Below are 9,665 nucleotides of genomic sequence, written 5' to 3'. Positions count from 1 at the left end.
CCGAGAAACGGATCATCTCGTAGGCCGGAATGCGCTCTTTGCCATACGCCGGGTGCGGAATACGCGCGTAGGGCATGCCGAACACGTAGTCCATTTCTTCAGTGGTCATGGGGATGGGTGGCGGGTTGAACCACACGTCCACTTCGCCATGCTTCTGTACCAGCGCACGAGCGTTGCCCGGGTTGGTTTCCAGGTGCAGCACGCGGTTGGCGTGGGCGTAGAGCACCGGGTCGTTACGCACCTTTTCAAACGAAGGCAGACGGATCACCGACTTGTCGCGGGTCATGCGCGGGCTGTCGAGAATCTGCACCACCTTGGCTTCGTTCGGGTCTTCCTGGTCGCCTTTGGCCTGCTCGATGGCACAGGCCTGGGTGTCCTGGGTGTTCACGTACGGGTTGATGATCTTGTCGACGCGGCCCGGGCGGTCGATGCGGGTGGAGTCGATCTCGAACCAGTCCGCAGGCGTGTCACGGCGAATGAATGCGGTGCCACGCACATCGGTGATGTGCTCGATCTTTTCGCCCTGGGACATGCGCTGGGCAACCTCGACGATGGCCCGCTCGGCGTTGCCGTACAGCAGGATATCGGCACTGGCGTCGACCAGGATCGAATGACGGACCTTGTCCTGCCAGTAATCGTAATGGGCGATGCGCCGCAGCGAAGCCTCGATGCCACCCAGCACGATCGGCACGTGCTTGTAGGCTTCCTTGCACCGCTGGCTGTACACCAGGCTGGCACGGTCCGGACGCTTGCCGGCCAGGCCACCAGGGGTGTAGGCGTCGTCGGAACGGATCTTCTTGTCCGCCGTATAGCGGTTGATCATCGAGTCCATGTTGCCCGCAGCCACGCCGAAGAACAGGTTCGGCTCGCCGAGCTTCATGAAGTCGTCTTTCGACTGCCAGTTCGGCTGGGCAATGATGCCCACGCGGAAGCCCTGGGCTTCCAGCAGGCGGCCGATGATGGCCATGCCGAACGACGCGTGGTCGACGTAGGCATCACCGGTCACGATGATGATATCGCAGGAGTCCCAGCCGAGCAGATCCATCTCCTCCCTGCTCATCGGCAGGAAAGGTGCTGGCCCGAAGCATTCGGCCCAGTACTTGGGATAGTCGTAGAGTGGTTTGGCTGCTTGCATGTCAGTGACCGGTTCTGTTGTGCAGGGAAATCGCGGGCGCGGAATATAGCACAAATTTTGACCAAATCCGACTGTCTTCGTGGGGATTGGTGGGTTGGGCGACGGTTGGGGGGTGGGCGCGCCGGGTGTTCGCCGCTGCAGTTTCGGCGCCTAGGAGACCGAGCGCGCGGGCGGCGCTCGGTCTTCTAGGCGCTGAAATTGTTGTGGCGAACACATGGCTGCCTTCATGCAACCTGAAGCCGACCCCTCACCTCTTCATCCCCAACTCTGCATCATCCATCAGCGCCTTGGCCATCGCACTCCGCTAATGGGCCGCCCAGATCATCATCGGTTTTCATCCATCAACCCGATGATGGTCAATTCGCGCACATAGCCCATCAATTCCGAAGACTGCTCGCGTGCGTCCCTGCACGGTATGCCCGGCTCGATGCGAAACAGCGGGTGGGCGCCGTTTTCGCCTTGGTAGAAAGTGGTCTTGCCGACAGTGAACTGGGTGTCGTCTGTTGTCATTGTTCAATCCCCCTGAAAATTCTCGACTGCCTCGGCCCGCCTCTTCGCGGGTAAACCCGCTCCCACAGGTACGGCACAAGCCTCGAAATCATTGGAGATCCTGTGGGAGCGGGTTCACCCGCGAAAGGGCCGGACCAGGCGACATATCAACGAAGCCTTACAGCAGGCATCTGCCCCTGCATCGGCAGGTTCGAGAACCTCCCGTACGCAGCCACCATCAAGCGAGCCCAATGGCTGCCATTGGCTTACGGTGAACAACATTCGTTCCTGTAGCGGGCTTGCAGGCCCGGTCGCTGCGTTGGCAACGACAGGGCCAGACTAGGCCGCCCAGAAAACCACCGCAATGGCGCAAAGACGGTAGGAAACTATTTCAGAAACGGCCTACACGCAACGGGAAAAAACTGATCATTTCCTGGCTCAGTCGTCAGAAAATATAGCCACGCCCCAGCTATCCCAGTGAGCCCTGCGCCGGTTAATGAAAAAAAACCGTTATTCGTCATCGTCAAAGTTGTACATCCCCGGCGCAAGGTTCTCGAAGCGGGTGTACTTGCCGATAAACGCCAGCCGCACAAAGCCGATGGGGCCGTTACGCTGCTTGCCGATGATGATTTCAGCGATGCCCTTATGCTCGGTTTCGGGGTGATACACCTCGTCCCGGTACACGAACATGATGACGTCGGCGTCCTGCTCGATTGCACCCGACTCACGCAAGTCGGAGTTGATTGGGCGCTTGTTCGGCCGCTGTTCAAGGGAGCGGTTCAGCTGCGACAGTGCAACCACCGGGCAGTTGAACTCTTTGGCCAACGCTTTCAAGGAGCGGGAGATTTCGGAAATTTCGTTGGTACGGTTATCACCGCCGGAACCTGGAATCTGCATGAGCTGCAGGTAGTCGACCATGATCAGGCCGATTTCGCCATGCTCCCGCGCCAGGCGGCGAGTACGTGAACGCATCTCAGAGGGGCTGATGCCGGCCGTATCGTCGATGAACAGCTTGCGGTCATTGAGCAGGTTGACGGCCGAAGTCAGGCGCGGCCAGTCGTCATCATCCAGCTGGCCGGAACGCACCTTGGTCTGATCGATGCGGCCCAGGGACGAGAGCATACGCATGATCAGCGACTCACCTGGCATTTCAAGCGAGAAGACCAGCACCGCCTTGTCGCTGCGCAGCACCGCGTTCTCCACCAGGTTCATGGCGAAGGTGGTCTTGCCCATCGAAGGACGACCCGCAATGATGATCAGGTCAGCTGCCTGCAAACCGCTGGTCTTCTCGTCCAGGTCGGTATAACCGGTGGAAACGCCGGTGATCTCGCTGTCGGAGTTGAACAGCGTGTCGATCCGGTCGATGGCCTTGGTCAACAGTTCGTTGACGCCTACCGGCCCGCCAGTTTTCGGCCGCGCTTCGGCGATCTGGAAAATCTGCCGCTCGGCGTCGTCGAGGATTTCCTCGGCGTTTCGACCTTGGGGGTTGAACGCGTTATCGGCGATGTCGGTGCTGATGCTGATCAGCTGGCGCAGCGTGGCACGCTCGCGAATGATCGCGGCGTACGCCTTGATGTTGGCTACCGACGGGGTGTTCTTGGCCAGCTCGGCCAGGTACGCCAGGCCGCCGATCTGCGAGGACACGCCTTCCTTGTCCAACTGCTCATGCAGCGTGACCACGTCGAACGGGTGGTTAAGGTCCACCAGCTTGTGGATGGCCCGGTAGATCAGGCGGTGGTCATGCCGATAGAAATCGCCATCGGACACCTGGTCCAGCACCCGCTCCCAGGCGTTGTTGTCCAGCATCAGGCCACCGAGCACGGCCTGTTCGGCCTCGATGGAATGCGGCGGCACCTTCAGGGCGGCGGTTTGCAGGTCAAGCTGTTCGGAGGTGGTGATCTCGTTCATGGCCACGAAAGAATTCTGGAGGACGAAAAAGACAAAGGGCACGGCCTGTATAAAACAGGACCGTGCCCGATGTTAACCGCCTGGCTCACCAGGAGCCAGCCAGTCAGCGCAGCTTAGGCAGCTACGACGACCACACGTACGGTGGCTTCAACGTCGCTGTGCAGGTGCACGGCTACGTCGTATTCGCCAACCTGACGGATGGTGCCGTTCGGCAGACGAACTTCAGCTTTGGCCACTTCAACGCCGGAGGCGGTCAGGGCGTCAGCGATGTCGTGAGTGCCGATCGAACCGAACAGCTTGCCTTCGTCGCCAGCGGTGGCAGTGATGGTCACTTCCAGCTCGGCCAGTTGGGCAGCACGGCTTTCAGCCGAAGTTTTCTTGTCGGCAGCTGCTTTTTCCAGCTCGGCACGACGTTCTTCGAACGCAGCCAGGTTGGCGGCGTTGGCAACGGTGGCCTTGCCGAATGGCAGCAGGAAGTTACGGCCGTAACCAGCCTTAACTTTTACTTTGTCGCCCAGGTTGCCCAGGTTAGCGACTTTTTCCAGCAGGATCAGTTCCATTTGGTAAAACCTCTTAACTTTTAACCTTCACCGTTCGCGGAGTCATTCCCCTTGGGGGACTTGCGACCGCGAAAATCAATCAGGCTGTCGACAATGGCCAAGACCATCAGCAACGGATAAATCAGCTGCATGATCAGCGGCAGCGTCACGTACATGCCCACCAGCCAGAAACCAGCCAGTCGGCCCTGTGCCACCAGCCCGTGCATCAAGGCGATGCCGGCCAGTACCAGTACCAGGCTCGAGGCCGATGCCAGAATGATGAACTGCGACCCGATAAACGGAGCCACCACCATCACTGCCACCAACACCGCCATGGTCTGTTTTGGCAGCTTCAGGGCGCGAAACTCGCGACCGAAGCCTCCAGGGTTGTACAACGCTGCCTGCCAGTAGCGCGCCAGCACCAAGGCCAGCACACTGAACAATTGCACCGTCACTGCTGTGGAAGCGACCAGCACAGGGCGGATCAGCTCACCGGAGAGCACCGGTTGCCCTTCGATTTGCGGCATGGCCTCGGCAAAAGCCTTGGCCAGCATATCGAAGGTCGGTGCCAGCGCCAGATCGAGCACGAGGCTGAAAGCCACGGCGAACACGGCGCTGACCACCAACACGCGGCTCCAGGGTTGCTCGGCACGCAACATGGCGGCCATGGCCAGGGCACCCGCAATCACCATGAAGGTGATGGGATCGCCCATGAACCACACGGCCAACCCGGCCAGCAGGCCGCCGGCGATGACCGTTGTAGCATCCTTGAACCCGCGCCGCAGCAGCACAAGGCTGCCGGCAGCGGCACTCAACCAGAACAGCAGCGGCAGTACCGCGCTGATGACCACCACCAGGGTGGCCTGCACACGACCGCGCATGATGAAGCTTGCTAACGCTCGCATGCTAATCCCTTACTGCTTGTCGACGACCCGGTCTCAGCGGCCGTGGCTGTCGGTGTAGGGCAGCAGGGCCAGGAAGCGGGCGCGCTTGATAGCGGTAGCCAGCTGACGCTGATAACGAGCTTTGGTACCGGTGATGCGGCTTGGAACGATCTTGCCGGTTTCGGATACGTAAGCTTTCAGGGTGTTGAGATCTTTGAAGTCGATCTCTTTCACGTCTTCAGCAGTGAAGCGGCAGAATTTACGACGACGGAAGAAACGTGCCATTTAATAGGCTCCTCTAAAGGTCCGTGGATTACTCGTCAGCGTTATCGCTGGAGTCGCTGTCATTGCTGTCGTCGCCTTCGGCGGAGTCAGCATGCTCAGGACGCTCGCGACGCTCACGGCGCTCGCTGCGGTTTTCTTCAGCCTTCAGCATCTCGGACTGACCGGTAACGGCTTCGTCACGACGGATGACCAGGTTACGGATAACGGCATCGTTGTAGCGGAAGTTGTCTTCCAGCTCGGCCAGGGCCTTGCCGGTGCACTCAACGTTCAGCATCACGTAGTGAGCCTTGTGAACATTGTTGATTGCGTAGGCCAGTTGACGACGGCCCCAGTCTTCCAGGCGGTGGATCTTGCCACCATCTTCTTCGATCAGCTTGGTGTAACGCTCAACCATGCCGCCGACTTGCTCGCTCTGGTCCGGGTGAACCAGGAAGATGATTTCGTAATGACGCATGAATGCTCCTTACGGGTTAGTAGTCTGCCAGCGAATCTGGTCAGACAAGGAGTGAATGACACTGTATGTCTTGCACAGAGGGGAGGCGCATGCGCACCTGCCAGCTCGGCAAGGGGCGCAATTGTAGAGAAGCCGTGGCACACAAGCAAGGTGATTGGCGATTATTTGAACAGCCCGAAACACTTTATGTCTGTACTGGCCCTATCGCCGGCAAGCCAGCTCCCACAGGATCGCCACAGGACCTGAACCTTGTGGCGTGCCTGTGGGGGCTGGCTTGCCGGCGATAGGGCCGGTTCAGGCTGAAGATCAGCGCTTGGCCTGTCGCTGACGCACGGCCTCGAACAGGCACACGCCCGTCGCTACCGAAACGTTCAGGCTGCTGACACTCCCGCTCATCGGCAATTTCACCAGGAAATCGCAATGCTCGCGCGTCAGCCGGCGCATGCCCTTGCCTTCCGCGCCCATGATCATCACCAGCGGCCCGGTCAGGTCCTGCTGGTAGATCTCCTGCTCGGCCTCGCCCGCGGTACCGACCACCCACAAGCCACGCTGCTGGAGTTTTTCCAGGGTGCGGGAAAGGTTGGTCACGGCCACCAGCGGAATCACTTCCGCAGCGCCGCAGGCCACCTTGCGCACAACCGGGGTCAGGGTCGCCGACTTGTCCTTGGGCACCACCACTGCCGTGGCACCGGCCGCATCGGCAGTACGCAGGCAGGCGCCGAGGTTGTGCGGGTCGGTAACACCATCGAGTACCAGAATCAGCGGCGGGGTTTCAGTGCGCTCGAGCAATTCCTCGAGCATCAGCTCACCCCACACCTGGCTCGGGCTGACTTCGGCAACCACGCCCTGGTGCACACCCTCAACCCAGGCATCCATCTCACGGCGCTCGGCCTGGCCGACCGCCACGCGGTTCTCGGCGGCCAGCGCCAGCAGCGCCTGGATGCGCGGCTCGCTGCGCCCTTCCGATAGCCAGATCTGCTTGACCCGCTTCGGATGGTGCTGCAACAACGCCTGCACGGCGTGCACGCCGTAGATCTTTTCCAGCTGACTCATGACTTGCTCTTGCTCTTGCGGGGCGCGCCGGACTTCGGCGGGCCTTTACGGTGCTTGGTCGGTTTGCCGGCAGCCTTGCTGCTGCCTTTGTCCGACTTGCTGCTCGAATGGCCACCGGAACGCGCTTCGGTCATCAGCGCTTTCTTCATTTCGCGGCTCTTGCGCACTTCGGCGTTGCGCTGCACGGCGTCTTTCGGGAAGTACGCCTCGGACGCTTCGCTCTTGCGGCTACGCGGCTTCGGCGTAGCCTTGGCCTCGGTCACCGGCGGCTGCTCGCCCTTTTCGGCGACCGGTGCGGCACCGCGCCCTTTGCGCCCGATCGGCGCCTTGAGCTGCTGCTCGGACACCTCGAAGTCGATCTTGCGTTCGTCGAGATCGACGCGCATGACCTTGACTTCGATGGTGTCGCCCAGGCGGAAGCTGCGCCCGGTACGCTCACCGGACAGTCGATGGTGCACAGGGTCGAAGTGATAGTAGTCACCCGGCAGCGCGCTGACGTGCACCAGGCCCTCGACGTAGATATCGGTCAGCTCGACGAACAGGCCGAAGCCGGTCACCGCAGTGATCACGCCCGGGAAGGTTTCGCCCACGCGGTCCTTCATGAACTCGCACTTGAGCCAGTTGACCACGTCGCGGGTGGCCTCGTCGGCACGCCGCTCGGTCATCGAGCACTGCTCGCCCAGCTGATCGAGGGTATTCACGTCGTACGGGTAGATACGCGCCTTGGGGATGCTCATGGCGCCGGCACGCTTGACGTGCGGGGTATCGACCTTGGAGCGGATTACGCTACGGATGGCGCGATGCACCAGCAGGTCCGGGTAACGACGGATCGGCGAGGTGAAGTGGGTGTACGCCTCGTAGTTCAAACCGAAGTGGCCGTTGTTGTCGGTGCTGTACACCGCCTGGCTCAGCGAGCGCAGCATCACCGTCTGGATCAGGTGGAAGTCCGGGCGCCCGGCAATGCTCGCCAGCAAGGCCTGGTAGTCCTTCGGCGACGGGTCCTTGCCCTTGTGCAGGGAAAGGCCGAGCTCGCCCAGGAAGGCGCGGAGTTTTTCCAGGCGCTCTGGCGGCGGGCCGTCGTGCACCCGGTACAGGGCAGGCACTTCATGCTTTTGCAGGAACTCGGCGGTGGCCACGTTGGCCGCCAGCATGCATTCCTCGATCAGCTTGTGGGCTTCGTTGCGCACGGTCGGGCGGATTTCCGCGATCTTGCGCTGGTCACCGAAGATGATCCGGGTTTCCTGGGTTTCGAAATCGATGGCGCCACGCGTGTGGCGGGCCTCGACCAGCACCTTGTACAGGTTGTACAGGTGCTTCAGGTCCGGCAGGACTTCCTTGTACTCCTCGCGCAGCGCCTTGCCCTCGCGGGTACGGGAGTGCTCGAGCATGCTGCTGACCTTGTGATAGGTCAGACGGGCATGTGAATGGATCACGGCTTCGTAGAACTGGTAGTCGACCATCTGGCCGGCTTTGTTCATGGTCATTTCACAGACCATGGCCAGGCGATCGACATGCGGGTTCAGCGAGCACAGGCCGTTGGACAGCTCTTCAGGGAGCATCGGCACCACGCGCTCGGGGAAGTACACCGAGTTACCGCGCTGCTGGGCCTCGACGTCCAGGGCCGAACCCAGGCGCACGTAGCTGGACACGTCGGCGATGGCCACATACAGGCGCCAGCCGCCAGAGAACATGCGCAGCTTGCCCAGCGGTTCGCAATAGACGGCGTCGTCGAAGTCGCGGGCGTCCTCGCCGTCGATGGTGACGAACGGCAGGTGACGCAGGTCGATGCGCTTCTCCTTGTCCTTGTCTTCGACTTCGGAGCGGAACTTGCGCGCTTCCTTGACCACGTCCTGGGGCCAGACGTGGGGGATATCGTAGCTGCGCAGGGCAACGTCGATTTCCATGCCCGGCGCCATGTAGTTGCCGATGACCTCGACCACGTCGCCTTGCGGCTGGAAGCGCGGGGTTGGCCAGTGGGTGATCTTGATCTCGACAAACTGGCCGATCTTCGCGCCACCGTTACGCCCGGCGGTCACCAGCACTTCCTGCTGGATCTTCGGGTTGTCCGGGGTCACGTAGCCGATGCCGCCCTCTTCAAAGTAACGGCCGACCACGCTTTCGTGGGCACGGGAGATGACTTCGACCAGCACGCCTTCGCGGCGGCCGCGGCGGTCTACGCCAGAGACGCGGGCCAGGCCACGGTCGCCGTCGAATACCAGGCGCATCTGCGACGGGCTGAGGAACAGGTCTTCGCTGCCGTCATCAGGGATAAGGAAGCCGAAGCCATCGCGGTGGCCCGAGACGCGGCCGCAGATCAGGTCCAGCTTGTCTACCGGGGCATAAGTGCCGCGCCGTGTATAGATAAGCTGGCCGTCGCGCTCCATGGCACGCAGGCGACGACGCAAGGCTTCGATCTGGTCTTCTTCATACAGACCAAACTCTTTCGCCAGCTCCTCGCGCGCAGCGGGTTCGCCACGGTCGGCAAGGCGCTGCAGGATCAGCTCACGGCTGGGAATGGGGTTGTCGTATTTTTCCGCTTCGCGAGCGGCCTCGGGATCGAGGGATTGCCAATCGGCCATCAGAAGGGGTTCACCTTGGGGTATATAGATATGAATTCTGGCATAGGCCTATTGAAACCGGAAATGTAAGCGTTGGACAGCCCCAACGGCACCTCTGGTGAGCGGCAATAGACCTGTGGAATCAACAAGTTGAATTTTTTGAAATTTTTTTTGATTGGGGGCTTTACAGCCCTCCAGAGCGTCCGTATAGTGCGCACCACAACGACGGACAACCCCGAAGTTGTAGTAGAGATGAGCGGCGCTGTAAAGCATCAAGTAATCTCGAATGTGTGCCCAGGTGGCGGAATTGGTAGACGCGCTGGTTTCAGGTATCAGTGACCGCAAGGTCGTGGAAGTTCG

9 protein-coding genes and 1 pseudogene are annotated in these 9,665 nt (G+C 60.9%); all 10 read right to left on the bottom strand.

Annotated elements, in window-relative coordinates:
* On the bottom strand, positions 1-1,135 hold a 1,135-nt coding region (locus HP546_RS20030; protein WP_172228660.1), incomplete at its 3' end, for a YgiQ family radical SAM protein.
* Positions 1,136-1,439: 304 nt separating this feature from the next.
* Positions 1,440-1,645, bottom strand: a pseudogene (locus tag HP546_RS20025) (DUF3077 domain-containing protein).
* Between the two features lie 489 nt (positions 1,646-2,134).
* Complete coding sequence (dnaB, locus tag HP546_RS20020) at positions 2,135-3,532, bottom strand: replicative DNA helicase (protein WP_172228658.1); 1,398 nt, start codon at positions 3,530-3,532, stop codon at positions 2,135-2,137.
* Between the two features lie 113 nt (positions 3,533-3,645).
* The gene (gene rplI, locus HP546_RS20015) at positions 3,646-4,092 is read right to left on the bottom strand and encodes a 50S ribosomal protein L9 (protein ID WP_075804740.1); all 447 of its coding nucleotides are present in this window, start codon (positions 4,090-4,092) and stop codon (positions 3,646-3,648) included.
* A gap of 20 nt (positions 4,093-4,112) precedes the next feature.
* Positions 4,113-4,976: a hypothetical protein gene (locus tag HP546_RS20010; protein WP_172228656.1), complete on the bottom strand. Its 864-nt coding sequence runs from the start codon at positions 4,974-4,976 to the stop codon at positions 4,113-4,115.
* A 33-nt stretch (positions 4,977-5,009) separates the two neighbouring features.
* Positions 5,010-5,240, bottom strand: coding sequence for a 30S ribosomal protein S18 (rpsR, locus tag HP546_RS20005; RefSeq protein WP_003249563.1), 231 nt, complete (start codon positions 5,238-5,240; stop codon positions 5,010-5,012).
* A 28-nt stretch (positions 5,241-5,268) separates the two neighbouring features.
* Positions 5,269-5,694, bottom strand: coding sequence for a 30S ribosomal protein S6 (rpsF, locus tag HP546_RS20000; RefSeq protein WP_003249557.1), 426 nt, complete (start codon positions 5,692-5,694; stop codon positions 5,269-5,271).
* A gap of 306 nt (positions 5,695-6,000) precedes the next feature.
* Complete coding sequence (rlmB, locus tag HP546_RS19995; RefSeq protein ID WP_172228654.1) at positions 6,001-6,747, bottom strand: 23S rRNA (guanosine(2251)-2'-O)-methyltransferase RlmB; 747 nt, start codon at positions 6,745-6,747, stop codon at positions 6,001-6,003.
* Positions 6,744-9,326 (bottom strand): ribonuclease R, encoded by a 2,583-nt coding sequence (gene rnr / locus HP546_RS19990; protein WP_172228652.1) that lies wholly within the window; start codon positions 9,324-9,326, stop codon positions 6,744-6,746. The genes rlmB and rnr overlap by 4 nt, the downstream gene beginning before the upstream one ends.
* A 48-nt stretch (positions 9,327-9,374) precedes the next feature.
* Positions 9,375-9,665, bottom strand: a 291-nt coding sequence (locus HP546_RS31140; protein WP_218584567.1) for a hypothetical protein, incomplete at its 5' end; no start/stop codon positions are given.

The sequence above is a fragment of the Pseudomonas sp. CM25 genome (assembly GCF_013179705.1).
In the GTDB taxonomy this organism is placed as follows: Bacteria; Pseudomonadota; Gammaproteobacteria; order Pseudomonadales; family Pseudomonadaceae; genus Aquipseudomonas.
This window is presented reverse-complemented; position numbering and strand designations above follow the sequence as displayed.

Coding starts and splice junctions, on each gene's coding strand:
- dnaB (WP_172228658.1), bottom strand. CDS start 3,532: ATGAACGAGATCACCACCTCCGAACAGCTTGACCTGCAAACCGCCGCC.
- rplI (WP_075804740.1), bottom strand. CDS start 4,092: ATGGAACTGATCCTGCTGGAAAAAGTCGCTAACCTGGGCAACCTGGGC.
- HP546_RS20010 (WP_172228656.1), bottom strand. CDS start 4,976: ATGCGAGCGTTAGCAAGCTTCATCATGCGCGGTCGTGTGCAGGCCACC.
- rpsR (WP_003249563.1), bottom strand. CDS start 5,240: ATGGCACGTTTCTTCCGTCGTCGTAAATTCTGCCGCTTCACTGCTGAA.
- rpsF (WP_003249557.1), bottom strand. CDS start 5,694: ATGCGTCATTACGAAATCATCTTCCTGGTTCACCCGGACCAGAGCGAG.
- rlmB (WP_172228654.1), bottom strand. CDS start 6,747: ATGAGTCAGCTGGAAAAGATCTACGGCGTGCACGCCGTGCAGGCGTTG.
- rnr (WP_172228652.1), bottom strand. CDS start 9,326: ATGGCCGATTGGCAATCCCTCGATCCCGAGGCCGCTCGCGAAGCGGAA.